Source organism: Mitsuaria sp. RG (assembly GCF_028369275.1).
Lineage (GTDB): Bacteria > Pseudomonadota > Gammaproteobacteria > Pseudomonadales > Pseudomonadaceae > Aquipseudomonas > Aquipseudomonas peradeniyensis.
In genome coordinates this window covers 279526-303558 of sequence record NZ_JAQMYQ010000001.1, presented here as the reverse complement: position 1 = coordinate 303558, position 24033 = coordinate 279526, and the positions used below count along the sequence as shown (strand labels likewise).

24 protein-coding genes are annotated in these 24033 nt (G+C 64.9%); 10 read left to right on the top strand and 14 right to left on the bottom strand.

All coding sequences use genetic code 11. The features are described from left to right. Positions 1-23: 23 nt before the first annotated feature. From hemJ to POF53_RS01390, 7 genes are all read left to right on the top strand, one after another. On the top strand, positions 24-449 hold the full coding sequence (gene hemJ / locus POF53_RS01420; RefSeq protein ID WP_050703542.1) for a protoporphyrinogen oxidase HemJ: 426 nt from the start codon (positions 24-26) through the stop codon (positions 447-449). A 30-nt stretch (positions 450-479) separates the two neighbouring features. Next, a complete protein-coding gene (locus tag POF53_RS01415; protein WP_232855093.1) occupies positions 480-1436 on the top strand; it encodes an NAD(P)H-dependent flavin oxidoreductase in 957 nt (318 codons plus the stop codon). Positions 1437-1487: 51 nt separating this feature from the next. Beyond that, entirely contained in the window at positions 1488-2270 is a 783-nt protein-coding gene (locus tag POF53_RS01410; protein ID WP_110734638.1) for an SDR family NAD(P)-dependent oxidoreductase, read from the top strand. A 64-nt stretch (positions 2271-2334) separates the two neighbouring features. Then, positions 2335-2673: a histidine triad nucleotide-binding protein gene (locus POF53_RS01405; protein WP_110734636.1), complete on the top strand. Its 339-nt coding sequence runs from the start codon at positions 2335-2337 to the stop codon at positions 2671-2673. Between the two features lie 66 nt (positions 2674-2739). After that, positions 2740-3387: a 2-polyprenyl-3-methyl-6-methoxy-1,4-benzoquinone monooxygenase gene (coq7, locus tag POF53_RS01400; RefSeq protein ID WP_110734634.1), complete on the top strand. Its 648-nt coding sequence runs from the start codon at positions 2740-2742 to the stop codon at positions 3385-3387. Positions 3388-3397: 10 nt separating this feature from the next. Continuing rightward, a complete protein-coding gene (locus POF53_RS01395; RefSeq protein WP_232855092.1) occupies positions 3398-4435 on the top strand; it encodes a DUF2157 domain-containing protein in 1038 nt (345 codons plus the stop codon). An 8-nt stretch (positions 4436-4443) separates the two neighbouring features. After that, a complete protein-coding gene (locus POF53_RS01390; RefSeq protein ID WP_232855091.1) occupies positions 4444-4863 on the top strand; it encodes a hypothetical protein in 420 nt (139 codons plus the stop codon). 20 nt (positions 4864-4883) lie between these two features. Here POF53_RS01390 and POF53_RS01385 read toward each other — a convergent pair whose 3' ends face one another. After that, positions 4884-5306 (bottom strand): OsmC family protein, encoded by a 423-nt coding sequence (locus tag POF53_RS01385; RefSeq protein ID WP_110734630.1) that lies wholly within the window; start codon positions 5304-5306, stop codon positions 4884-4886. A gap of 190 nt (positions 5307-5496) precedes the next feature. Here POF53_RS01385 and crp point away from each other — a divergent pair, with 190 nt between their 5' ends. Further along, on the top strand, positions 5497-6141 hold the full coding sequence (gene crp / locus POF53_RS01380) for a cAMP-activated global transcriptional regulator CRP (protein ID WP_050703538.1): 645 nt from the start codon (positions 5497-5499) through the stop codon (positions 6139-6141). Here the strand turns inward: crp and POF53_RS01375 are convergent. From POF53_RS01375 to POF53_RS01360, 4 genes are all read right to left on the bottom strand, one after another. Beyond that, on the bottom strand, positions 6138-6842 hold the full coding sequence (locus POF53_RS01375; RefSeq protein WP_498966027.1) for a lipoate--protein ligase family protein: 705 nt from the start codon (positions 6840-6842) through the stop codon (positions 6138-6140). The two genes, crp and POF53_RS01375, sit on opposite strands and share 4 nt — an antisense overlap. Before the next feature lie 167 nt (positions 6843-7009). After that, positions 7010-7843, bottom strand: a complete 834-nt coding sequence (gene trpC, locus POF53_RS01370; protein ID WP_234561381.1) for an indole-3-glycerol phosphate synthase TrpC — start codon at positions 7841-7843, stop codon at positions 7010-7012. Further along, positions 7840-8889 (bottom strand): anthranilate phosphoribosyltransferase, encoded by a 1050-nt coding sequence (gene trpD, locus POF53_RS01365; RefSeq protein ID WP_186731674.1) that lies wholly within the window; start codon positions 8887-8889, stop codon positions 7840-7842. The genes trpC and trpD overlap by 4 nt, the downstream gene beginning before the upstream one ends. 9 nt (positions 8890-8898) lie before the next feature. Then, complete coding sequence (locus POF53_RS01360; RefSeq protein ID WP_110734621.1) at positions 8899-9492, bottom strand: aminodeoxychorismate/anthranilate synthase component II; 594 nt, start codon at positions 9490-9492, stop codon at positions 8899-8901. A 376-nt stretch (positions 9493-9868) separates the two neighbouring features. On the opposite strand from POF53_RS01360, the gene estP reads away from it, so the two are divergent. Next, complete coding sequence (gene estP / locus POF53_RS01355; protein ID WP_498966024.1) at positions 9869-11770, top strand: esterase EstP; 1902 nt, start codon at positions 9869-9871, stop codon at positions 11768-11770. A 114-nt stretch (positions 11771-11884) separates the two neighbouring features. Here the strand turns inward: estP and trpE are convergent, their stop codons facing one another. The 9 genes from trpE to POF53_RS01310 all read right to left on the bottom strand — a co-directional run bounded on the left by trpE (position 11885) and on the right by POF53_RS01310 (position 22881). Next, positions 11885-13366, bottom strand: a complete 1482-nt coding sequence (gene trpE, locus POF53_RS01350; RefSeq protein ID WP_232855086.1) for an anthranilate synthase component I — start codon at positions 13364-13366, stop codon at positions 11885-11887. 70 nt (positions 13367-13436) lie between these two features. Next, on the bottom strand, positions 13437-14255 hold the full coding sequence (locus POF53_RS01345; protein WP_203649947.1) for a phosphoglycolate phosphatase: 819 nt from the start codon (positions 14253-14255) through the stop codon (positions 13437-13439). Beyond that, complete coding sequence (rpe, locus tag POF53_RS01340; protein WP_203649945.1) at positions 14252-14926, bottom strand: ribulose-phosphate 3-epimerase; 675 nt, start codon at positions 14924-14926, stop codon at positions 14252-14254. The genes POF53_RS01345 and rpe overlap by 4 nt, the downstream gene beginning before the upstream one ends. A 176-nt stretch (positions 14927-15102) precedes the next feature. Next, positions 15103-15930 carry an ABC transporter permease gene (locus tag POF53_RS01335; protein WP_028689019.1) on the bottom strand — a complete coding sequence of 276 codons (828 nt, stop codon included), beginning with the start codon at positions 15928-15930 and terminating at the stop codon, positions 15103-15105. An 11-nt stretch (positions 15931-15941) separates the two neighbouring features. Then, positions 15942-17189, bottom strand: a complete 1248-nt coding sequence (locus POF53_RS01330; protein WP_186731676.1) for an ABC transporter permease — start codon at positions 17187-17189, stop codon at positions 15942-15944. Positions 17190-17403: 214 nt separating this feature from the next. Beyond that, positions 17404-18438, bottom strand: a complete 1035-nt coding sequence (locus POF53_RS01325) for an ABC transporter substrate-binding protein (RefSeq protein ID WP_232855085.1) — start codon at positions 18436-18438, stop codon at positions 17404-17406. A gap of 40 nt (positions 18439-18478) precedes the next feature. Beyond that, complete coding sequence (locus tag POF53_RS01320; RefSeq protein ID WP_203649939.1) at positions 18479-19591, bottom strand: ABC transporter ATP-binding protein; 1113 nt, start codon at positions 19589-19591, stop codon at positions 18479-18481. A gap of 260 nt (positions 19592-19851) precedes the next feature. Next, positions 19852-20481, bottom strand: coding sequence for a response regulator transcription factor (locus tag POF53_RS01315; RefSeq protein WP_498966019.1), 630 nt, complete (start codon positions 20479-20481; stop codon positions 19852-19854). Between the two features lie 12 nt (positions 20482-20493). Beyond that, positions 20494-22881: a PAS domain-containing sensor histidine kinase gene (locus POF53_RS01310; RefSeq protein ID WP_498966017.1), complete on the bottom strand. Its 2388-nt coding sequence runs from the start codon at positions 22879-22881 to the stop codon at positions 20494-20496. Between the two features lie 95 nt (positions 22882-22976). Between POF53_RS01310 and POF53_RS01305 the strand changes: the two genes are divergently transcribed. Continuing rightward, entirely contained in the window at positions 22977-23975 is a 999-nt protein-coding gene (locus tag POF53_RS01305) for an alpha/beta hydrolase family protein (RefSeq protein WP_498966015.1), read from the top strand. Positions 23976-24033: the final 58 nt, after the last annotated feature.

Sequence of the window (24033 nt, the reverse complement as noted above, 5' to 3'; positions counted from 1 at the left end):
GTGAAAACCTGAAGGAACTCCCCATGCTCTATCTATGGATCAAGGCGCTGCATATCGTCAGCGTGGTCTGCTGGTTCGCCGGCCTGTTCTACCTGCCACGCCTGTTCGTCTATCACGCCCAGAGCCAGGACAGCATCAGCCTCGAGCGCTTCACCACCATGGAGCGCAAGCTGTACCGGGGCATCATGAACCCGGCGATGATCGCCACCTATGTGTTCGGCGGCTGGATGCTGTACCTGAACCCCGGCTGGCTGAGCCAGGGCTGGCTGCACGCCAAGCTCACCCTGGTGGCCCTGCTCACCGTCTACCATCACATGTGCGGCGCCCAGCGCAAACGCTTCGCCGCCGGCACCAACACCCGCAGCCATGTGTACTACCGCTGGTTCAACGAGGCACCGGTGCTGATGCTGCTGGGCGTCGTAATTCTCGTGGTGGTCAAACCGTTCTGACGATATCCACCCGCCTACAGGAGTTTCGCCATGTCCCTGCCCGCCTCGCTCGAACAACGCCTGCGCCTGCCCCTGGTGGCGGCGCCGATGTTCCTGATCTCCAATCCCCGGCTGGTGCTCGCCTGCTGCGCCAATGGCGTGGTGGGCAGCTTCCCGGCCCTGAACCAGCGTGACAGCGCAGGGTTCAAGGCCTGGCTGGAGGAGATCGAGGCCGGACTGGCCGAGCTGCAGGCGCCCGCGCCCTATGCGGTCAACCTGATCGTGCACCCGACCAATCCGCGCCTGCAGGCCGACCTGACACTGTGCGTCGAGCATCGGGTGCCCATCGTCATCACCAGCCTCGGCGCGGTGAAGGAGGTGGTCGATGCGGTGCACGGCTATGGTGGCCTGGTGTTCCATGACGTGACCACCCGTCGCCACGCCGAGAAGGCCGCTGAGGCCGGCGTCGACGGGCTGATCGCCGTGGCCGCCGGCGCCGGCGGGCATGCCGGGACCTGGAGCCCGTTCGCCCTGGTCGCGGAGATCCGCCAGTTCTTCGACAAGACCCTGCTGCTGGCCGGTTGCCTGAACCATGGCCATGAACTGCTGGCCGCGCAATTGCTGGGGGCCGACCTCGGCTACATGGGCACCCGCTTCATCGCTACCCGCGAGAGCCAGGCCCAGGACGCCTACAAGCAGATGATCCTGGGCGCCGGGGCCGCCGATATCGTGCATACCCCGGCGGTGTCCGGCATCCCCGCCAGTTTCCTGCGCCAGAGCCTGGAGCAGGCCGGCTACGACCTGGCGGCACTGAAGAGTGGCCATGAAGCCGGCAAGCTCAAACCCCTGGATGAAGAGGCCAAGGCCTGGAAGACCGTCTGGTCGGCCGGCCAGGGGGTCGGTGAGATCCATGACCTGCCCACGGCCGGCGAACTGATCGGGCGCTTGCACAACGAATACCGGACAGCCCTGGAGCGTAGCCAGCAGCTGCACGGCAACGCCTTGTAGCAATTCGGCCACGCTGTAAACTAGGCGCCCCTTTCGCCCCAGGAGCCTTGCATGACCCGTTACGCCATGATCACCGGAGCTTCCAGCGGCCTGGGCCTGGCCCTGGCGGAAGCCCTGGCACGGCGCGGGCGCAACCTGATCCTGGTGGCGCGCCAGCGCGAGACGCTGGAGCCGGTGGCCATCGAGCTCACCCAACGCTTTGGCGTGGAAGTGCTGTTCCGTGCCTGCGACCTCAGCCAGCCTCTACGCCTGTCTGGCTTCGTCCTCGAGCTGGAGGAAGGCGAGCGGCGCATCGACCTGCTGGTGAATTGCGCGGGGCAGCGCACCTATGGGCCGTTCCTGGCCCATGAATGGGCCGATGAGCAGGACCTGCTCGAGGTCAATATCCTCGCCCTGAGCCGCCTGTGCCACGCCATTGGCAATCTGATGGCGATCCAGGGCGGCGGGCAGATCCTCAACGTCGCGGGGCTGGCCGGCGTCGCACCAGGCCCGTGGATGGCTGCCTACGCGGCGAGCAAGGCCTATGTGCTGAGTTTCTCCGAGGCCCTGCGCGAGGAACTGCGACGGACCGGGATCAAGGTCTCGGTGCTGTGCCCGGGGCCAGTGCGCTCGGCCAGGCGCCGCATCCCCCGGCTCGATGGCAACAGCCGCTGCCTGAGCCCCGAGGAAATCGCCCTGTACACCGTCCGCGCCCTGGACCGCAACCGCGCGCTGATCCTGCCCGGCCGGCGCAACCGCTGGCTGGCCTTCGCCCCGCGCCTGCTGCCGCGCTGGCTGACACGCAAGCTGGCCGGGATGATCCATCGCCGCTATTGCCCGATCGGCATGGAATAGCCACTGGGCGAGCGGCGGCGGGCTCAGTACACTCAGCCCCGACACTCACCATGGAGCACGTGCTGTGGACGATTTATTCCTCAGAATCATCAACCGGGAGATCCCGGCGAAGATCATCTACGAAGACGACCAGGTCCTGGCCTTCCACGATATCGCCCCCCAGGCCCCGGTCCATTTCCTGGTCATCCCGAAGAAACACATCCGCACCCTCAACGACCTGACCGAAGAGGACAAAGGCCTGGCCGGCCACATCCTGTTCACCGCCCAGCGCCTGGCCCGGGAACTCGGCTGCGAAGAGGGCTTCCGCGTGGTGATGAACTGCAACGAGCAGGGCGGCCAGACCGTCTACCACATCCACATGCACGTGCTTGGCCAGCGCCAGATGCACTGGCCGCCGGGCTGATCCAAGGCAAGCCTGCCCAGGGGTATTGAGGTAGACTGTCGGGCATCACTTCAGCGGAGGTGCCCGATGGCTACCGAACGTCACTACTCGCCGCTCGACCGCTTGTTGCTGCAGGCCGATACCGCCATGCGCACCTTGCTGCCCTTCAGCGGCCAACCCGCCCGCCCATCCCCGGCAATCATCCAGCCGGACGCCGAACTCGACGAGCAGCAGACCCGCCATATCGCCGGCCTGATGCGCATCAACCACACCGGCGAAGTCTGCGCCCAGGCGCTGTACCAGGGCCAGGCCCTGACCGCCAAGCTGCCCCAGGTGCGCAAGGCCATGGAGCATGCGGCGGAAGAAGAAATCGACCACCTGGCCTGGTGCGAGCAGCGCATTCGCCAGCTCAACAGCCACCCCAGCGTGCTCAACCCGGTGTTCTACGGCCTGTCGTTCGGCATCGGCGCCCTCGCCGGGCTGGTCAGCGACAAGGTCAGCCTGGGCTTCGTCGCCGCCACCGAGCATCAGGTGTGCAAGCACCTGGACGAACACCTGGAGCAGATCCCCGAGAACGACGGCAAGTCCCGCGCCATCCTCGAGCAGATGCGTGTCGACGAGGAGCACCACGCCGAATCCGCGCTGGAAGCCGGCGGGTACCGTTTTCCGGCCCCCGTGCGCTTTGGCATGAGCCTGCTGGCCAAGGTCATGACCAAGAGCACCTACCGGATCTGAGGCACTCGCCATGGCACGCTTCGACGCCAGGGACCTGGCACGCGCCGTGAGCGCCGGGGTGCTGCAGCCCGGCCAGGACCGTGCACTGGTGGACTTCCTGCGCCAGCAACCGCAGGCCTCCGGCAGCTTCCAGCTGGCTCACGTTGCGTTCTACTTCGGAGCCCTGCTGATCATGGGCGCCATGGGCTGGCTGCTCACGGAAGCCTGGATGCGCATCGGCGACTCAGCGCTACTGACGATCGCCCTGCTCTATATTGCCGCGATCACCTTGTTTGCCCTGTCACTGCAACGCCGTGGCCAACCTGTTGCTGCGGGAGTACTGGCAGCGGTGGCAGTCAGTATCGTTCCACTGGCGGTGTTCGCCGTTGAGCGGTTGGTCGGCTGGTGGCCACTGGAGGATGCCCAGGGCGATTACCACCAGTACTACACCTATGTGCAGGGTGGTTGGCTGGCCATGGAAGCGGCAACCGTGCTGGCCGGCCTGCTGATGCTGCGCCTGGTGCCCTTCCCCTTCATCGTCATGCCGATTGCCGTGGCTTTGTGGTTCATGTCGATGGACCTCACCGAATGGTTGCATGGCGATGTCTTCGACTGGGAGCAACGCCGCACCGTGTCGCTGTGGTTTGGCCTTGGCATGCTGCTGGTATTTCTCGTGGTGGACGGGCGCACAGCGCGGGACTATGCCTTCTGGGGCTACCTGGCCGGGCTGGCGGCATTCTGGGGCGGGCTGACGCTATTGGACAGCGGGAGTGAATGGGGCAAGTTCCTGTACTGCCTGATCAACCTGGGGTTGATGAGCCTGGCCGTGCTGTTGCGCAGGCCGGTGTTCATGGTGTTCGGCGCAATGGGTGTGGCGGCTTACCTGGGTCACCTTTCCTACGAGGTCTTCGCCGACTCCCTGCTGTTCCCGGTAGTGCTGACCCTGATCGGCCTCGCGGTCATCGGCCTGGGCGTGCTCTATCAGAAGCGACGTGAAACATTGAGTGCGCACCTGCGGGCAAAAATACCTGCCAGCCTCTTGCAACTGCTACCGGCATTGCGGCGTTGAGCGTTCGCATGCTCACCGCCCGCCTGCTGCAAGGCCTTGGGCTGATACTGGTTGCCTATCTCTTTGTTTGCCTGATGACCGCCGGTCTCAGGCAAACCGGATTCAGCCTGGAACTGCCAGATCTCGTCGAGCCCGACAGCAACAGTGCGTTGGAACTGCTGCTCTTCGCCGTACCCGGGCTATTGCTGTTTCTGCTGTTCGGCTGTTTTATCCGCAATCGTCGAACGCTCATCCACACTTATGTGCTGCTGGCGATCATGGTCGCGCAATTGCAATGCCTGAACTTTGCCGAAAGCTACGGCAGTACCTGGAGCGGCCTGGAGCTTGTCATGCTGCTGGGCATGAACACGCATTGGTTGTTGCTTGCCCTCATCCCAGGGCTCGCACTGCTGCTGGGTATCGAGCAGTTGCGCAGACAGAGCGCCTGAAGAGCAGGCGCTCCTGCACATCAACCAAGTTCGACGATTTCGTAACCGTGCGTGATCTCGACGCCAGCGCGATCCAGCATGATCGAGGCCGAGCAGTACTTCTCCGCCGACAGCTCCACCGCACGCTTGACCTGCGCCTCCTTCAAGCCGCGGCCCTTGACCACGAAGTTGAGGTGGATCTTGGTGAACACCTTGGGGTCCTCATTGGCGCGTTCGGCTTCCAGGAAGGCCTCGCAGCTTTCCACGGCCTGGCGCGACTTCTTGAGAATGCTGACCACGTCGAAGCTGCTGCAGCCACCGAGGCCAAGCAGGAGCATCTCCATCGGGCGCACGCCCAGGTTGCGGCCCCCGGCTTCAGGCGGACCGTCCATGACCACGACATGGCCGCTCCCCGACTCGCCGAGGAACATCGCTTCACCGGCCCACTGGATGCGTGCCTTCATCTATCCGGACTCCCGATCTCGTAAAAGGGTGTCAGCTTAGACCTTGCGAGGCTGTCGGAAAAGCTCAAGCCGCGTCGCTTTTGTGCCGATTCAAGTTGAAGTGTCTGATAAGCTGGCGCCAAATGACTGGCGCATGCTGCCAGGCAGCCCCTATAAAAAGCCAATGCGTCGCATCGAACAGGATTTCGTGATGGTCTCCTCAGCCCTGCCACCCAAGATCAAGAACATCGACAAGCTGCTGGCCCACTGCCAACGCCGTCGCTATGCCGCCAAAAGCAACATCATCTGTGCCGGCGACCGGGCCGAGACCTTGTCGTTCATCATCAAGGGCTCGGTGACCATCCTGATCGAGGACGACGACGGCCACGAGATGATCATCGCCTACCTCAACAGTGGCGATTTCTTCGGTGAGCTGGGGCTGTTCGAGCCGGCAGGCCAGGAACATCAACGCAGCGCCTGGGTGCGTGCCAAGACCGAGTGCGAAGTGGCCGAGATCGGCTACGACAAATTCCGTGAGCTGGTACGCCTGGAGCCGGAAATCCTCTATGCCCTGGGCAGCCAGATGGCCCAGCGCCTGCGCAACACCACCCGCAAGGTCGGCGACCTGGCGTTTTTCGATGTCACCGGCCGAGTTGCCCGCTGCCTGCTCGACCTGTGCAAGCAACCCGACGCCATGACCCACCCCGACGGCATGCAGATCAAGATCACCCGCCAGGAGATCGGTCGTATCGTCGGTTGTTCACGGGAGATGGTCGGCCGCGTCCTCAAGGACCTCGAGGAGCGCAGCCTGGTGCAGGTCAAGGGCAAGACCATGGTGGTCTACGGCACCCGTTAATCCTGTGGCAGCTCCGCCAACACTTGCTCATAGGCCTGGCTCAAGCGCTCGTACCAAGGGGCGGTAGGCGCCACCTCGTGCAGGGCGATATGGCTGTCGGCGCGGCAGCGCTGGTCCAGCTCGCAGCATTCATTGAAGCGGTTGACCGCCGCGACCATCGATTCGCGTTCGTTGTCCAGCAACAGCGCGCCATGCACCAACACCACCGGGCGCTTGCCCCCCATCCCCTGGCGCCAGCGCTGGGCCGTGCCGACCAGCTTGCGGCCATTGAGGTTGACGTTGTAGCGGCCATCGCAGAAGGCGCCGTCGATCTCCCCCACCGAGGCGACACCGCCCCATTCGCGCAGGACATCGCACAGCGGCAGGCACAGACGCTCGTAGGCATTCTCAATGCGGCCGTGGTCACCCTCGCTGCGCGGTGCCACATAGACCAGTGCCACGTTGACCGTCGCATGGGATTGCGGCACGGGCTCGCCACCGGTTTCGCGCAGCAGCACCGGCCAGCCGGCGATGGCCAGCTCGGCGCAGGCGGCCTCGAAGTTGTCCAGGCGGCTCATGCGCCGGGGCATGACCAGGGCATGGTCGGTCGGGCGCCAGAACAGCACGCCGGATTCGCGCTCGCCGCGGCAGACGGTGGCCAGCAGGTCCTGTTCGGCGTGCAGGCCTTGTTCGACGGTGAGGGCAAGGGGTTGATCGGTCATTGATCCACCATTGATGTTGGATTCCATGGCCTCTTCGCGGGTAAACCCGCTCCCACAGGTGCTGCACACTCCTTGAGAGCGACAGAAATCCTGTGGGAGCGGGTTTACCCGCGAAAGGGCCGGGGCAGGCCTACAAAAAAGCCGGCGTAACGCCGGCTTCGTTTAAATCAGTCCAGTTGCTGAACGGTCTTCTTCACCTGTTCGGGGAAGAACAGCCGCTGCAGCTCCAACCCTGGCTGCTCGGCGCGCATGAACGCCTCGCCGACCAGGAACGAATACACCTCGTTGATTTCCATCAGCTCGACATCGGCACGGTTGAGGATGCCGCTCTCGGTGATGGCCAGGCGATCGCGGGGGATGCGTGGCAGCAGGTCGAGGGTGGTCTCCAGGCTGACTTCGAAGGTATGCAGGTTGCGGTTGTTGACCCCGACCAACGGGGTGTCGAGGGTCTTCAACGCACGCTCCAGCTCATCGCCGTCATGCACTTCGACCAGCACGTCGAGGCCGACGTCCTTGGCGGTGGCGGCCAGCTCGGCCATCTTCACGTCGTCCAGCGCCGATACGATCAGCAGCACGCAGTCGGCGCCCAGCGCACGGGCTTCGACGATCTGGTACGGATCGACCATGAAGTCCTTGCGGATCACCGGCAGCGAAACGGCGGCGCGCGCCTGCTGCAGGTAGACGTCGGCACCCTGGAAGTAGTCCACGTCGGTCAGCACCGACAGGCAGGTCGCCCCGCCTTTCTCGTAGCTGACGGCAATCTCCGCCGGTACGAAGTTTTCGCGGATCACGCCCTTGCTTGGCGAGGCCTTCTTGATTTCGGCGATCACCGCAGGCTGCTTGCGCGCAGCCTGCTCGATCAATGCCCTGGCAAAGCCACGGGGCGCATCGGCCGCCTTGGCCAGGCGCTCGAGTTCAGCCAGGCTGACCCGCGCGCTGCGCTCGGCCACTTCCTGGAATTTGCGGGCGATGATCCTTTCCAGCACCGTCGGTACGCTCATGCTTCGTTCTCCACCTTGAATACCGCGGTAAAGGCGCCCAGCTCCTGCAGTTTCTCCCAGGCCAGCCCGGTGTGCAGCACATCGTGGGCCAGCTCGACACCCTGGGCCAGGGTCATCGCGTGGTCGGCGGCATACAGCGCCGCGCCAGCGTTGAGCACGATCATCTCGGCGGCCTTCTGGCCGTTCTCGGTCTTGCGCCGGCCCAGGGCGTCACGGATCAGCTCCAGCGATGCCTGCGGCCCCTCGACCGCCAGGCCATGCAGGCTCTGGCTCTTCATGCCGAGGTCTTCCGGCTCGACCCAGTACTCGGTGATCTGGTCATTCTTCAGTTCGGCGACGAAGGTCGGCGCGGCCAGGCTGAACTCGTCCAGACCGTCCTTCGAGTGCACCACCAGCACATGCTTGCTGCCCAGGCGCTGTAGCACCTCGGCCAACGGGCGGCACAGGGCCTGGGTGAAGACCCCGACCACCTGGTGTTTCACACCGGCCGGATTCGTAAGCGGGCCGAGCATGTTGAACAGGGTGCGCAGGCCCAGGTCGCGACGCGGGCCGGCGGCGTGCTTCATGGCACTGTGATGGGTCTGGGCGAACATGAAACCGATGCCGAGGCTATCGATGCAGCGGGCGACCTGGACCGGGGTCAGGTTCAGGTAGATACCGGCGGCTTCCAGCAGATCGGCGCTGCCGCTCTTGCCGGAAACCGCACGGTTGCCATGCTTGGCCACGGTGCAACCAGCTGCAGCCAGCACAAAGGCCGAAGCAGTCGACACGTTGAAGATGTTGGCGCCATCACCGCCGGTGCCGACGATGTCGACCACGCCGTCGAGGGTCTTCAGCTCGACCTTGTCGGCCAGCTCACGCATCACCGACACCGCGCCGACGATCTCGTCGATGCTTTCGCTCTTCATGCGCATGCCCATGAGGAAGGCGCCGATCTGCGCCTCGCTGCACTGGCCGGTCATGATCTGGCGCATGACGTCGCGCATTTCCTCGGTGGACAAATCCAGGTGGCCGACGATACGGCTCAAAGCGGTCTTGATATCCATGATCGGTCCTTAACGGCGTCCGCCGGTCTGCTTGAGGAAATTGGCGAACAGCTCGTGGCCCTGCTCGGTGAGGATGGATTCGGGGTGGAACTGTACCCCTTCGACGTTCAGGGTTTTATGACGCAGGCCCATGATTTCGTCGACGGAGCCGTCTGCGTGGGCGGTCCAGGCGGTCACCTCCAGGCAGTCGGGCAGGGTTTCGCGCTTGACCACCAGCGAGTGGTAGCGGGTCACGGTGAGCGGGTTGTTCAGGCCGGCGAACACGCCCAGGTCACGGTGCAGCACCGGGCTGGTCTTGCCGTGCATCACCTGGCGGGCGCGCACCACGTCGCCGCCGAAGGCCTGGCCGATGGACTGGTGGCCCAGGCAGACGCCCAGGATCGGCAGCTTGCCGGCGAAGTGCAGGATGGCCTCGATGGAGACCCCGGCTTCGCTCGGCGTGCACGGGCCCGGGGAGACGACGATGCGCTCGGGGTTCAGGGCTTCGATCTGGGCGATGGTCATTTCGTCATTGCGAATGACCTTGACCTCGGCACCCAGCTCGCCAAGGTACTGCACGACGTTGTAGGTGAAGGAGTCGTAGTTGTCGATCATCAGTAACATCTGCAACGAACCTCTTGAATACTGACTTTTGATTCGAGCCTTCCGCTGCCGCTCATGAATGCGGCCGATCCCGCACGGGGCGGTTGACGGAACAAGTGGGGAAGGCAAACGGGGACGGGCCGGGCGAACCGGCAGGAGAAAAAGTCAGGCGCGCCAACGCCAACGGGCGACGGCCTTGATAACGCGCATCAAGAGTTTGCTGACGATCAACACAGGGTAGGTCTCGTTCATACGTTCCGGGACAGTAACCTACCGGGGCGGCGGGTGCAATATGCCCATAAACACGGGGAAACGAACGCAACGGTAGGCAAAGACCGGGAATTTGCTAAGGTCATCCGGCTTGCCCCGATAAAAACAATGAAAAGGATATCCATGCATGGTCAAGGCTCCCTTCCTGCGCACTTCCCTGGCTACCCTCGTGTTCGCCTGCAGCCAAGCCATCGCGGCGCCCTCCCCCTATAGTGCCTTGGTCGTCTTCGGCGACAGCCTGAGCGACGCCGGGCAGTTTCCTGACCTGACCGGTGGCACGGCAGGCATGCGCTTTACCAATCGCGACGCCAACGGCAACTACGCGCCGGTGTCGCCGATGATCCTGGGTGGCAGGCTGGGCTTTTCCGGAACCAGCCTGGGGCCCTCGACATCGCTGACCAACCAGCTGCAAGGCACCCCGGACGGCAACAACTGGGCGGTGGGCGGCTACACCACGCAGCAGATCCTCGACTCGATCATCACCACCTCGAAAGCGGTCATCCCACCAGGGCAGCCGGGCGCCGGCACGGTGCTGCGCCAACGCCCCGGCTACCTGGCCAGCGGCCTGGGCGCCGATCCAAATGCCTTGTACTACCTGACAGGTGGCGGTAACGACTTCCTTCAAGGGCTGGTCACCAGCCCTGCCACCGCCGCCGCATCTGGTGCCCGCCTGGCTGCCAGTGCCCAGGCACTTCAACAGGCAGGTGCGCGTTACATCATGGTGTGGTTACTACCCGACCTGGGCCAGACGCCAAGCTTCAGCGGCACACCCCAGCAGGGCCCGCTGTCGCAACTGTCCGGCGTGTTCAACCAAGCGCTGGTCAGCCAACTCGCCGGCATCGATGCCGAGATCATTCCCCTGAACATACCGGTGCTGCTCCAGGAAGCCCTGGCCAGCCCTGCGCAGTTCGGCTTGGCCACCGACCAGAACCTGGTCGGTACCTGCTACAGCGGCAGCAACTGCGTGGGTAATCCGGTCTACGGCGCCAACGGCACGACGCCCGACCCGACCAAGCTGTTGTTCAACGACTCCGTGCACCCGACCATCGCGGGCCAGCAACTGATCGCCGACTACGGCTATTCGATCCTCGTCGCCCCCTGGGAGCTGACACTTCTGCCCGAAATTGCCCACGCTAGTATCCGCGCCCACCAGGACGAGTTGCGCAACCAGTGGCAAACACCTTGGCAAGCGGTCGGACAGTGGCAAGCCTTCGTCGCCACCGGCGCTCAGGACCTGGATTTCGGCAGCCAACGCAGCGCTGCCAGCGGTGATGGCCGGGGCTACAACCTGACCCTCGGCGGCAGCTATCGGCTGGATGACGCCTGGCGCGTGGGGCTGGCAGCGGGCGTGTACCGGCAAAAGCTCGAGGCCGGCCAGGAGGATTCCGACTACAAGCTCGACAGCTACCTTGCCAGTGCCTTCGCCCAGTTCCGCCAGGATCGCTGGTGGGCCGACGCGGCGCTGACCGCCGGGCACCTGGACTATCGCGACCTCAAACGCACCTTCGCCTTGGGGGTGAATGACCGCAGCGAGAAAGGCGATTCCAATGGCGAAGCCTGGGCCGTCACCGGCCGGGTGGGCTACAACCTGGCGGCCGAGAGCAGCCGCTGGCAACTGGCACCGTTCATCAGCGCCGACTATGCGCGGGTCAAGGTCGATGGGTATGACGAGAAAAGCGGCCGCTCCACGGCGCTCGGCTTCGACGATCAGGAGCGCACATCGCGCCGGCTGGGGGCCGGCCTGCTAGGGAGCGTGCAGCTCTTGCCGACGACCAGGCTGTTTGCCGAGGTGGCCCGCGAGCACGAGTTCGAGGACGATCAGCAGGACCTGCGCCTGCACCTGACCAGCCTGCCGGCGAACGACTTCACCCTGACCGGGTATACGCCGCACAGCAACCTGACCCGCGCCAGCCTGGGGCTGAGCCATGAACTGGTGCCGGGGGTGAACCTGCGGGGGAACTATAACTGGCGCAAGAGTGATGAGTTGACCCAGCAAGGGGTGAGCCTGGGGGTCAGCGTCGACTTCTAGCTCTTTGGGGCCGCTCTGCGGCCCATTCGCGGCTAAAGCCGCTCCTACAGGTACTACGCCAATCTGTGGGAGCGGCTTTAGCCGCGAATGGGCTGCAAAGCAGCCCCAATCGATCTACTTGACGGAGGTCTGCTCGGCCAGCGCCACCGCACGGAACATCGCCCGGCGCTTGTTGATGGTCTCTTCCCACTCCAGCGCCGGCACCGAGTCGGCGACGATGCCGCCACCGGCCTGCACATGCAGTTCGCCGTCCTTGATCACCGCGGTGCGGATGGCGATGGCGGTGTCCATGTTGCCGTTCCAGGCAAAGTAGCCCACCGCGCCGCCGTAGACACCGCGCTTGACCGGCTCCAGCTCGTCGATGATCTCCATGGCACGGATCTTCGGCGCACCGGAGAGGGTGCCGGCCGGCAGGATCGCCCGCAGCGCGTCCATGGCCGTCAGCCCGTCACGCAGTTGGCCGGTGACGTTGGACACGATATGCATGACGTTCGAGTACCGCTCGATCACCATTTTCTCGGTCAGGCGCACGCTGCCGGTGGCCGACACCCGGCCCACGTCATTGCGGCCCAGGTCGATGAGCATCAGGTGCTCGGCGATTTCCTTGTCGTCCGACAGCAGGTCGTCTTCCAGCGCCCGGTCGGCTTCTTCGGTGGTCCCGCGTGGGCGGGTACCGGCGATCGGGCGCACGGTGACCAGGTTGTCCTCGACCCGCACCAGCACTTCCGGCGAACTGCCGACCACATGGAAGTCGCCGAAATTGAAGAAGTACATGTACGGCGTCGGGTTGAAGCAGCGCAGCGCCCGGTACAGGTCGATGGGCGCGGCCTTGAAGTCGATGGACATGCGCTGGGACGGCACCACCTGCATGCAGTCACCGGCCAGGATGTATTCCTTGATGCGGCCCACGGCGTTTTCGTAGTCGGCTTGTGTGTAGCTGGAGCGGAATGCCGGCTCGGCGGCCATCGGCCCGCTCAGGTCCAGGCCACGACGCGGAGTGATCGGCTGGCGCAGGGTGTCCAGAAGCCCCTGCAGGCGAGCCTGGCCTTGCTCGAAGGCCTGCGCCTCGGCCGGGTCGACCAGCACGATGGCGTGCATCTTGCCCGCCAGGTTGTCGAACACCACCACGGCATCGGAGACCATCAGCAGGATATCCGGCACCCCCAGCGGATCCGGATTGGGGCTGGCGCCCAGGCGTTTTTCCACGTAACGCACGCAGTCATAGCCGAAATAGCCCACCAGGCCGCCGTTGAAACGCGGCAAGCCGGGAATGTCGGCGACCTTGTAGCGGTCCTTGAACGTCTCGACGAAGGCCAGCGGATCCTCGACGTCGTGGCTTTCCACCTCGACGCCATCCTGCAGGATGCTGACGTGGTAGCCGTGCACACGCAGCACGGTGCGCGACGGCAGGCCGATCATCGAATAGCGGCCCCATTTTTCGCCGCCCTGCACGGACTCGAGCAGGTAGGAGTTGGGCTGGTCGGCCAGCTTCAGGTAGATCGACAGCGGCGTGTCGAAGTCGGCCAGGGTTTCGCAGGCCAGGGGAATACGGTTGTAGCCGGCAGCGGCCAGGCGCAGGAATTCTTCGCGGGTCATGTGTAGCCTCGGGGCAAGCAGCAATGGGGGCGGGCAAATGGATATACCGGCAGGCGCCGGTGGGCAGGAGTCAGGCGCGCCAGCGCCAGCGGGCCAGGGCCTTGATGACTTTCATCCAGAATTTGCCGGTAACCACCACGTTGTTGTCTCTGCTTTGCGGGGCTTGAAGGTCCGCCAACGTTATCCCAGTGTCGGTGACTAAGCAACCGGGCAACAGCAGGCGCAGGTCGTCGATGACCAGGCTGGGTGACTCGTCGCCGATCGGCCGGCCATGGTTGTAGCCGTAGCTCAGGCCAACGCACTTGACGCCGGCGGCCTTGGCGGCCAGCACGTCGCTGCGCGAATCGCCGACGAACAACGATTGTTCGGCACTGACGCCGGCCATTTTCATGACGAACAACAGCGCCGCCGGGTCGGGTTTCTTCTGTGGCAGGGTGTCACCGCCGATGATCCAGCGGAAATAGCGGCCGATCTTCATCTGGTCGAGCAAGGGGGCGACGAAGCGTTCGGGCTTGTTGGTGATCAGCGCCATCTCCACGCCCTGCTTGCGCAGCCAGCGCAGGGTATCGCGTACACCGGGGTAGACCACGGTGAGTTCATGGTTGTCGGCATAGGCTTCCATGAACAGCGCCAGCGCGCGTTCGGCCAGCTCGTCGTCCACCGCGGTGTGATCGATATCGCCGGCCAGGGCCCGGCGCACCAGCACCTGGGCACCGTTGCCGACCCAGTGGCGCACGGCCTCCAGGCCTGCGGGCGGTCGCCCGAGTTCGAGCAGCGTGCGGTCGACAGCTGCGGCCAGGTCGGGTACCGAATCGATCAGGGTGCCATCCAGATCGAACATCACCAGCCTGGGCAGTGTCCCCGGGAACAGCTGCTCGAAACCGCTCATGCGCGTGCCAGCGCCATTTCGGCACGCATCTTGTCGATGACTTCCTTGTAGTCCGGGGCGTTGAAGATCGCCGAGCCGGCCACGAAGGTGTCAGCGCCGGCGGCGGTGATCTCGCGGATATTGCCTACGTTGACGCCGCCGTCGATCTCCAGGCGGATGTCACGGCCACTGGCGTCGATCAGCGCGCGGGCTTCGCGCAGCTTGTCGAGGGTGCCGGGGATGAACTTCTGCCCGCCGAAGCCTGGGTTGACGCTCATCAGCAGGACCATGTCGACCTTGTCCATCACGTACTTCAGCGCATCCAGGCCGGTGGCCGGGTTGAACACCAGGCCGGCCTTGCAGCCGCCGTCGCGGATCAGTTGCAGCGAGCGGTCGATGTGCTGGGAGGCTTCCGGGTGGAAGGTGATGTAGGTGGCGCCGGCCTCGATGAAGTCGCCGATGATGCGGTCGACCGGGCTGACCATCAGGTGCACGTCGATCGGCGCGGTCACGCCGTACTTGCGCAGGGCGCTGCAGACCATCGGGCCGATGGTCAGGTTGGGCACGTAGTGGTTGTCCATGACATCGAAGTGGACGATGTCGGCCCCGGCGGCCAGGACCTTGTCGACGTCCTCGCCCAGGCGGGCGAAATCGGCGGACAGAATGGAGGGGGCAATAGCGAAGGGCTGCATGGCGCACCTGTTGGGCAGAATCACGGTGGCGCGCATTGTAACTCAGGGAAGCGGATGAGGGCTGATTGGTATCAATTGGCCCCCCTTTCGCGGCACAAGGCCGCTCCTACAGGAGACCGCGATCCCTTGTAGGAGCGGCCTTGCGCCGCGAAAGGAGGGCAAAGCCCTCCCGGCAGTCAGGCCGGCTGCTGGGTCCTTAGCTTCTCGCTGCGCCCACGCAGCCACTCCAGGGTCAGCAGCAGGATCACCGAAAAGGCGATCAGCAAGGTGGCCGCCGCCGCGATGGTCGGGCTCAGGTTCTCGCGAATGCCGCTGAACATCTGCCGTGGCAGGGTCGCCTGCTCGGGCCCGGCGAGGAACAGGGTCACCACCACCTCATCGAACGACGTGGCGAAGGCGAACAGCGCGCCGGAGATCACCCCGGGGGCGATCAGCGGCAAGGTCACCCGACGGAAGGCCAGCAATGGCGAGGCCCCGAGGCTGGCCGCCGCGCGCACCAGGTTGTAGTTGAAGCCCTGCAGCGTGGCCGACACGGTGATGATCACGAACGGCACACCCAGCACCGCGTGCACCAGGATCAACGAGGTGAAGCTGTTGCCCATGCCCAACGGGGCGAAGAACAGGTAGCTGGCCACGCCGATGATCACCACCGGCACCACCATCGGCGAAATCACCAGCGCCATCACCAGCGACTTGCCGGGGAAGTCGCCGCGGGTCAGGCCGATGGCCGCCAGGGTGCCGAACACCATGGCCAGCACCGTGGCCGCCGGGGCGACGATGATGCTGTTCTTCAGGGCGCGCATCCATTCAGCGGAAGCGAAGAAGTCCTGGTACCAGTGCAGCGAGAAACCTTGCAGCGGGTACACCAGGAAGCTCCCGCTGTTGAACGACAGCGGGATGATCACCAGTACCGGCAGTACCAGGAACAGCAGGATCAGGCCGCACAGGATGCGCAGGCTGTAGAACCACACCCGTTCCACGGGCGACATGTAGGGGCTCAGCATGACAAGGCTCCTCAGCTCAGGCGCAGGCGGCTGGCGCCGACCAGCCAGCTATAGATCAGGTACAGCAGCACGGTCGCCAGCAGCAACAGCCCGCCCAGGGCGGTGGCCATGCCCCAGTTGATGCTGGTGTTGGTGTAGAAGGCAACGAAGTAGCTGACCATCTGGTCGTTCGGGCTGCCCAGCAGCGCCGGGGTGATGTAGTAGCCGATGGCCAGGATGAACACCAGCAGGCAACCGGCGCCGACACCGGCATAGGTCTGTGGGAAGTACACCCGCCAGAAACTGGCGAACGGATGGCAACCCAGGGAAATCGCCGCGCGCATGTAGCTGGGCGAAATACCCTTCATCACGCTGTACAGCGGCAGGATCATGAACGGCAGCAGGATGTGCACCATCGAGATGTACACGCCGGTGCGGTTGAACACCAGCTCCAGCGGTTGGTCGATGATGCCGATGGCCATCAGCGCGCTGTTGATCAGCCCGCCCGACTGCAACAGCACGATCCACGCCGCCACCCGCACCAGGATCGAGGTCCAGAACGGCAGCAGCACCAGGATCATCAGCAGGTTGCTCTGCCGGGTCGGCAAGTTGGCCAGCAGGTACGCCAGCGGGTAGGCCAGCACCAGGCAGATGGCGGTGATCACCACGCCCATCCACAGGGTGCGGGCAAAGATATCCAGGTAGATGGCCTGGTCCGGCGTGGCCTTGGCCAGTTCGCCGAGGTCGTCGATACGGTGATCGACGGAGGCCAGCAGGTAGAAAGAGGTGACCGTGCTGGTGTTGCGGCGGATCGCCTGCCAGTAGGCCGGGTCACCCCAACGCTCATCCAGCGCTTGCAGGGCATCTTTATAGGACGCGGGCTCGGCCTTGAACGGCAGCGCACGCGCGGTCTTGGCCAGCAGGCTGCGGTAGCCGGCCAGCTCCATGTTCAGGCGCTTGGAGAGGTCGCCCAGGGTCTGGTTCTTGCGCGACTCGGCCAGGTCCTGGCTGAGGGCCTTGTAGACCTCCTCGCCGGGCAGGCTCTTGCCGTCCCACTGCGCCACCGCCTCGACGGTGCGCGGCAGGCCGGCGACCACCTCGGGGTTGCCGACGCTCTTGTACAGCAGCGCCGCGATCGGCACCAGGAACACCAGCAGGAGGAACAGCGCCAGCGGCGCGATCAACGCCTGGGCCTTCCAGCGGTTGACCCGCTCGGCATGCTTGAGGCGCTGCTTGAGGCTTTTACCCGCGCCTTCGTTGAGGGGCACTGCAATGGCCATGGCGAACTCCGGGAAATCAGGGAAACATCGAGGCCGCTTTACAATGACAGCGGTGACCTCAGGCTTGACGCGCTAACTGTAGGAGCGGCCTCGTGCCGCGAAAGGGCCGCGAAGCGGCCCCTGGATCTCAGCCGTGATGCACAAGATGCTGGGGGCTGCTTTGCAGCCCTTTCGCGGCACGAGGCCGCTCCTACAGACATCAGGGATTGTGTCCCTACTTCTTCGCCGCCCAGGCGTTGAAGCGTTGCTCCAGCTGTTCGCTGTTGTCGGCCCAGAAGGCCACGTCGATCTGCACCTGGTTGGCGATGTTCTCAGGCGTGGTCGGCATGTCCTTCTTCACCGCATCGGCCAGCAGCGGGACGGCCTTGGAATTGGCCGGGCCGTAGGCGATGTTCTCGGAGTAGGTCTTCTGCTGTTCGGGCTGGACGGTGTAGGCGATGAATTTCTTCGCTTCTTCCACATCCTTGGCGCCTTTCGGGATGGCCCAGGCGTCGAAGTCGTAGATGCCGCCGTTCCACACCACCTTCAGGTTGCTTTCTTTCTGCACCGCGGCGATCCGGCCGTTGTAGGCCGAGCTCATGACCACGTCACCCGAGGCCAGGTACTGCGGTGGCTGGGCACCAGCTTCCCACCACTGGATGCTTGGCTTGAGCTGATCGAGTTTCTTGAAGGCGCGGTCCTGACCTTCCTTGGTGCCGAGCACCTTGTACACTTCTTTTGGCGCGACGCCGTCGGCCATCAGGGCGAATTCGAGGGTGTACTTGGCGCCCTTGCGCAGGCCGCGCTTGCCCGGGAATTTCTTGGTGTCCCAGAAGTCGGCCCAACTGGTCGGGGCGGTCTTGAGCTTGTCGGCGTTGTAGGCCATCACCGTGGACCACACGAAGAAACCGACGCCGCATGGCTGGATGGCGCCCGGTACGTAGTCAGCCTCATCACCGAACAGGGCCGGGTCGAGTTCCTCGAACATGCCTTCGTCGCATCCACGGGCCAGCTCCGGCGACTCGACTTCCACAAGGTTCCAGGACACGCTCTTGGTGTCGACCATGGCCTTCACCTTGGCCATCTCGCCGTTGTACTCACCGGCGACGATCTTGCCCTTGCCAGCCTTCTCCCATGGCTCGTAGAACGCCTTGGTCTGGGCCGCCTTGTTGGCGCCGCCAAAGGAGATCACGGTCAGGTCGGCCGCCAGGGCCTGCCCGGCGGCGAACAGGCCAAGGGCCAGGGCGGTCAGTTTCAACTGCTTGCGCATTATTATTCTCTCCACAGTTCAGGGTTGGTGAAGCAAACCATCAATGGGCTTCGGCAATCGGATCGAGCGCGCGGGCGTGTTCCACCTCCCAGCCCAGCGGCACCACATCGCCCACGGCCAGGGCCGGGTCGAGCTCGGCGATCGGCTGCTTGACGAAGAAATCGGCCTTGCCGCACACCTCCAGGCGCACCCGCACGTGGTCGCCCAGGTAGATGAACTCGGCCACGCGGCCGGAGAAGCGGTTCACGCAGCTTTCGCTGTGGCCGTTCAGGCGCACGCGCTCCGGGCGGATCGACAGGGTCACCGGCTCGCCGGCCTGGCCGACGTTCACCGCCAGCGCCTCGACCCGCTCGCCACGGGCCAGTTGCACCTGGCAGCGCTTGCCGTCACTGGCCAGCAGGGTGCCGTTGAGGCGGTTGTTCTCGCCGATGAAGTTGGCGACGAAGGTGTTGCGCGGCTCTTCGTAGAGGGTGCGCGGGTCGGCGATCTGCTGGATCTCGCCCTGGTGGAACACCGCCACCCGGTCGGACATGGTCAGCGCCTCGCCCTGGTCGTGGGTCACGTAGACCACGGTCACGCCCAGGCGCTGGTGGATATGCTTGATCTCCATCTGCATGTGTTCGCGCAGTTGCTTGTCCAGGGCGCCGAGCGGTTCGTCCATCAGCACCAGCTGCGGCTCGAACACCAGGGCACGGGCCAAGGCCACGCGCTGCTGCTGACCGCCGGACAGCTGTCCGGGGTAGCGCTTGGCGAAGGCGTCGAGCTGGACCATGCCGAGCACGCGCTTGACCCGCTCGCTGATGTCGGTCTTGCTCAGGTTGCGCACGGTCAGCGGGAAGGCCAGGTTCTCGGCCACGGTCATATGCGGGAACAGCGCGTAGTTCTGGAACACCATGCCGATGTCACGCTTGTGCGGCGGCACATTGTTGATCGAGCGTCCGGCCAGCTGGATTTCACCGGCGGTGGGCGTCTCGAAGCCGGCCAGCATCATCAGGCTGGTGGTCTTGCCCGAGCCGGACGGGCCGAGCAGGGTCAGGAACTCGCCCTTGCGGATGTCCAGGTTGAGGTCCTTGACGATCAGCGATTCGCCGTCGTAGCTCTTCTGCACACCTCGGAAGCTGACCAGCGTCTCGTTCGAATTCGCCTCGCTCATGCCCTGCACCTTCTTGTTGGAATGACTGCGTGGGCACAGCGTAGAAGAGGCGCAAGCGCCCGAAAATCGGGGGGACTGAGAGATTGCCATCATCCGCATGGAAGACTTGCTGTAGGGATTGCCCTACAAGGATGGCGCTTTCAGGACAGACACATTCCCTTGTAGGAGCGGCCTTGCGCCGCGAAAGGGCTGCAGAGCAGCCCCGGCAATATAAGCTGAAGCCCAGGGGCTGCTCCTACAAAAAACCGGGCATGTCGCAATCAGACCAGCTTGTGCTCCATCGCGTACTTCACCAGCTCCGCCAGCGAGTTGACCTTGAGCTTCTGCATCAAGCGCGCCTTATGGGTGCTGATGGTCTTGTTCGACAGCGCCAGCTGCTGGGCGATGTCATTGACGTTGGCGCCCTGGGCCAGGCGCTCGAACACCGAGAACTCGCGCTCGGACAGCAGCGTGTGCAACGGCCGGGTTTCGGTCAACCCCACCTCGAAGACCATGCGGTCGGCCAGGCTCGGGTCAATATAGCGCCCGCCGCCGGCAACCCGGCGAATCGCGGTGAGCAGCAGCGCCGGGTCGCTGTCCTTGGTGGCGTAGCCCGCCGCCCCGGCCTTCAGCGCCCGCGCAGCCATCTGCGCTTCATCATGCATCGACAGCATCAGGATCGCCGGCGGGTTGCTCAATGCCAGGATCCGCGGGATGGCCTCCAGGCCATTCACCCCTGGCATGGAGATATCCAGCAGCACCACCTCACAAGGGGTATGGCGCAGGGTCTCCAGTAACTGCTCGCCGTTGCCCGCCTCGCCGGCGACCTGCATGTCCTTGGCCAGGCCAATCAACTGCTTGATGCCCTCACGGACGATGGTGTGGTCTTCCGCCACCAGCACTCGAATCACGATCGTTCTCTCCTACGCCAAAGGAATCGCCACGCTCAGGCTGCTGCCTTCGCCGGGCTCGCTCTCCAGGGTCATGTCGCCGCCCAGCATCAGCACGCGCTCACGCACCCCCACCAGGCCGAACGAAGTCGGCCGGGCCGCATCGACGGCGAACCCCACGCCATCGTCGATGACCGTCATGCGCAACTGCCCGCCTTCCTCGACCAGGGCGATCTGCACGGTGTGCGCCCGGGCATGGCGCATGACGTTGGTCAGCGCCTCCTGGAGGATGCGGAACAGGCCGATGGCCTTGGCATCGCTCAAGGGCGGCAGTTGCTCCGGGACCTCGACCAGGCAGGGGATCTGCGTGCGGGCCTCGAAACGCCGTGCCTGCCACTCGATGGCCGAGGCGATCCCGGCATCCAGAATCGGCGGGCGCAACGCGCTGGCCACGTCACGCACCAGCTGGAACAGTTGGGCGATCAGGCGCTTCATGCTGGCCAGGCGCTCATGCAGCCCGGCGTCCAGCTCGGCATAGGCCAGCTCGCACATCGACACCTCGAGCTTGAGCACCGTGAGCATCTGCCCCAGTTCGTCATGCACCTCGCGGGCGATGCGGGCCTTTTCCTCCTCGCGCACGCTTTCCAGATGCGCCGACAATTCGCGCAGCTGCTCCTGGGAGGCGGCCAGGGCCAGCTCGGCCTGCTTGCCCTGGGTGATGTCCCAGACCACACCATCCCACACCATGCGCCCATCGGCCAGGCGGCGTGTGGTCGCCTTGATGTCGGCCCAGCGCTGTTCGCCCTGGCGGGTGAGGATACGGCCCTGCCACGACCAGTCCTGGTCGCTGGCCAGGGCCAGGTCCTGGACCCGGTGATAGTCGGCGCGGTCCTGGGGGTGGACCAGGTTGCGCAGCCCCATCTGCGGGTGCTGGATCGCCGCCGGGGTATAGCCGACCAATGCCTCGCTGCCCTCGCTGATATAGGGGAACTCCGGGTCGCCCTCGGCCGGGTCGCGCTCCAGGCGGAACACCAGCCCCGGCACGTTGCCGGCAATGCCCTTGAGCCGCGCCTCGCTTTCGCGCAACGCGGCCAGATCGCGCTGGCGCTCGGTGACATCGGCGAGGAACACCACCAGGTACTCCGCATCGCGAAAACGCAGGAACGACAACGACAACTCGACCGGGAACAGGCTGCCGTCGGCGCGCCGGCACTGGCTTTCAAACTGCTGCTCGCCGCCATCCCCGGTGCGTGCGCGCTTCCACAGTTCCAGCCAGCGATCCATCGTCAGATTCGGTTCGATATCCACCAGCGGCCGCTCCAGCAATGCCCCCTCGACGAAGCCCAGCATGCGTTCGGCGGCATGGTTGGCGTAGCGCACATGGCTGTCCCAGTTGACCCAGAGGATGCCCACAGTGCTCTGGTCGATGGAGAACTGACTCAGGCGCAAGGCCTCCTCGCGCACCTGGCGCTCCACCAGGCTCTCGCGGGCCGCCAGCAAGCCTCGTTCCAAGCCGCGCTGCTGGCGTCGCTGCCAGACCAGGGTGGCCAGGGCACACAACAGCAGCAGGCCGAACAGCAAGGCGAGGTTCTGCCAGAAGCCGGCGGACTCGGAAAAGCGTGGGTACTTGGGCTGCAACCAGCGCTGGTGCATCTGCTCCAGGGTCTTGGCCGGCAGGGCCTGCAAGGCGCGCTCAAGGATATCGGCGAGCACGGGCCAGTCGCGTCGCGAACCGACCCGCAACAACTGCGGCAAACCGATGTCACCCACCACCGCCAGGTCGGCGAACTCGCCTTCGCGGGACAGCCGGCTCAGTTGCGCCTCGTCCAGCACGGCGAAACTGGCCTGCCCGCCCAGCACCAGCTGCAGCGCCTCCCGCTCGTTGGGCACGCCCTGCAGATTGAGGTTGCCGTAATTGCTCCGCAGGTAGTCCGCCAGGGCACCTGGCATGCGCACAGCCATCCGCTCGTTGGCGGCCAGCTTCTCCAGCTCCACGGCCACCGCGCCGCTGCGCATCCCCACCACCAACTGCGGCACACGCATGTAAGGGTCACTGAACAACCACAGCCGCAGGCTGGTGGGTGTCTGCGTCAGGCCTGGAGCGAAATCGATCTCTCCCGCCTGCAACGCGTGCTCCAGCGCCGCCTGATCCGGGAAGCCGCGCCAGGTCAGGTCCAGCCGCAGTGCCTGGGACAGTGCGTCGATCAGTTCGACGTTGGCCCCGTAGAATTGCTGCAGTCGGCGGTCGAACTGAGCATAGGGCGCCTGCAGTACCAGGCCGACGCGCAGGCCGCGGTGTTCGTCCAGCCACTGCTGCTGGGCCGGTTCCAGCACCACGGGTGGCGGCGCCTCCGGCTTTGCCAGGGCGATCAAGGGTAGACACAACCAGCCGATAACCCACAGGCAACGCACTCGCTTCATCTCTACGCTCGTCTTGGCAATGACGGCCGCCTGGCGTGGCCGTCGCGGGCAAATACCATTAGGCTGCCGGTATGATTCTGGCCTTGGATTGATCGATGTTCACACTTTATCGCACGACGCTGGCAATGTTCTGCCTGGCTTCGCTCCTGCCGCTCGGCGCTCGGGCCGCCGACGCCGAAAAACCGCAGGATGCCGCCGAAACTGCGGCCCCCGCTCCCCGACCAGCGCTGCTTGAACGCAGCCAGGACGACGCCCTGGCCCTTGAGCGCCAGGTGCCCAAGGCCGAGCAACAGACCTTGCAGGCCAATGGCGAGAACTTCCTGGCCCTGTGGAAGCCAGCCAACGACAGCGATCCGCAAGGCGCGGTGATCATTGTTCCCGGTGCCGGCGAAAGTGCTGACTGGCCAACCACCGTCGGCCCGCTGCGCCGTGGCTTCCCCGATGTCGGCTGGAGCACCCTGAGCCTGAGCCTGCCCGATCTGCTTGCAGAACGCCCGCAGGCCCGGGTCGAAGCCAAGCCGGTGGTCGAACCGAAAAAGGAAGAAGGCGAGTCGGCTCCAGCCAAGGACACGCCAGCAGACGCCAATGCCAATGTCGCCCAGGCGACCGCGCCCGAGGCGGACGCAGCCGACAGCACCGACGCGGTCGAGGCCGACGAGCACACCAGTGAGGAGGATGCCGAACGCATCTTCGCCCGCCTCGATGCCGCCGTGGCTTATGCCCAGCAGCAGAAAGCGCGCAGCATCGTGCTGCTGGGTAACGGCAGTGGCGCGTACTGGGCCGCGCGCTACCTCAGCGAGAAGCAGCCGCCCCAGGTACAGAAGCTGGTGATGGTCGCCGCACAGATGCCGGCGCGGGTGGAGCACGACCTGCTGAGCCTGACGCCGACCCTGAAAGTACCAACGGCGGATCTGTACTACACAACCCGCAGCCAGGATCGACTGGCTGCCCAACAACGCCTGCAAGCCAGCAAGCGCGAGAAGAACAGCCAGTACCGGCAGCTGTCGCTGATGGTCGTTCCAGGCAACAAGGCCGCCGAGCAGGAGCAATTGCTGCGCCGGGTGCGCGGCTGGCTGAAGCCCAAGGAAGAGTGACGCGTATCGAGGGACAAGCCAACTCCAACAACGTGGGAGCGGGCTTGCCCTGCGATGG

Excerpts from the sequence above, each read along its gene's own strand:
- hemJ (WP_050703542.1), top strand. The coding sequence starts at position 24 with ATGCTCTATCTATGGATCAAGGCGCTGCATATCGTCAGCGTGGTCTGC.
- POF53_RS01415 (WP_232855093.1), top strand. The coding sequence starts at position 480 with ATGTCCCTGCCCGCCTCGCTCGAACAACGCCTGCGCCTGCCCCTGGTG.
- POF53_RS01410 (WP_110734638.1), top strand. The coding sequence starts at position 1,488 with ATGACCCGTTACGCCATGATCACCGGAGCTTCCAGCGGCCTGGGCCTG.
- coq7 (WP_110734634.1), top strand. The coding sequence starts at position 2,740 with ATGGCTACCGAACGTCACTACTCGCCGCTCGACCGCTTGTTGCTGCAG.
- POF53_RS01395 (WP_232855092.1), top strand. The coding sequence starts at position 3,398 with ATGGCACGCTTCGACGCCAGGGACCTGGCACGCGCCGTGAGCGCCGGG.
- POF53_RS01390 (WP_232855091.1), top strand. The coding sequence starts at position 4,444 with ATGCTCACCGCCCGCCTGCTGCAAGGCCTTGGGCTGATACTGGTTGCC.
- POF53_RS01385 (WP_110734630.1), bottom strand. The coding sequence starts at position 5,306 with ATGAAGGCACGCATCCAGTGGGCCGGTGAAGCGATGTTCCTCGGCGAG.
- crp (WP_050703538.1), top strand. The coding sequence starts at position 5,497 with ATGGTCTCCTCAGCCCTGCCACCCAAGATCAAGAACATCGACAAGCTG.
- POF53_RS01375 (WP_498966027.1), bottom strand. The coding sequence starts at position 6,842 with ATGACCGATCAACCCCTTGCCCTCACCGTCGAACAAGGCCTGCACGCC.
- trpC (WP_234561381.1), bottom strand. The coding sequence starts at position 7,843 with ATGAGCGTACCGACGGTGCTGGAAAGGATCATCGCCCGCAAATTCCAG.
- trpD (WP_186731674.1), bottom strand. The coding sequence starts at position 8,889 with ATGGATATCAAGACCGCTTTGAGCCGTATCGTCGGCCACCTGGATTTG.
- POF53_RS01360 (WP_110734621.1), bottom strand. The coding sequence starts at position 9,492 with ATGTTACTGATGATCGACAACTACGACTCCTTCACCTACAACGTCGTG.
- estP (WP_498966024.1), top strand. The coding sequence starts at position 9,869 with ATGGTCAAGGCTCCCTTCCTGCGCACTTCCCTGGCTACCCTCGTGTTC.
- trpE (WP_232855086.1), bottom strand. The coding sequence starts at position 13,366 with ATGACCCGCGAAGAATTCCTGCGCCTGGCCGCTGCCGGCTACAACCGT.
- POF53_RS01345 (WP_203649947.1), bottom strand. The coding sequence starts at position 14,255 with ATGAGCGGTTTCGAGCAGCTGTTCCCGGGGACACTGCCCAGGCTGGTG.
- rpe (WP_203649945.1), bottom strand. The coding sequence starts at position 14,926 with ATGCAGCCCTTCGCTATTGCCCCCTCCATTCTGTCCGCCGATTTCGCC.
- POF53_RS01335 (WP_028689019.1), bottom strand. The coding sequence starts at position 15,930 with ATGCTGAGCCCCTACATGTCGCCCGTGGAACGGGTGTGGTTCTACAGC.
- POF53_RS01330 (WP_186731676.1), bottom strand. The coding sequence starts at position 17,189 with ATGGCCATTGCAGTGCCCCTCAACGAAGGCGCGGGTAAAAGCCTCAAG.
- POF53_RS01325 (WP_232855085.1), bottom strand. The coding sequence starts at position 18,438 with ATGCGCAAGCAGTTGAAACTGACCGCCCTGGCCCTTGGCCTGTTCGCC.
- POF53_RS01320 (WP_203649939.1), bottom strand. The coding sequence starts at position 19,591 with ATGAGCGAGGCGAATTCGAACGAGACGCTGGTCAGCTTCCGAGGTGTG.
- POF53_RS01310 (WP_498966017.1), bottom strand. The coding sequence starts at position 22,881 with ATGAAGCGAGTGCGTTGCCTGTGGGTTATCGGCTGGTTGTGTCTACCC.
- POF53_RS01305 (WP_498966015.1), top strand. The coding sequence starts at position 22,977 with ATGTTCACACTTTATCGCACGACGCTGGCAATGTTCTGCCTGGCTTCG.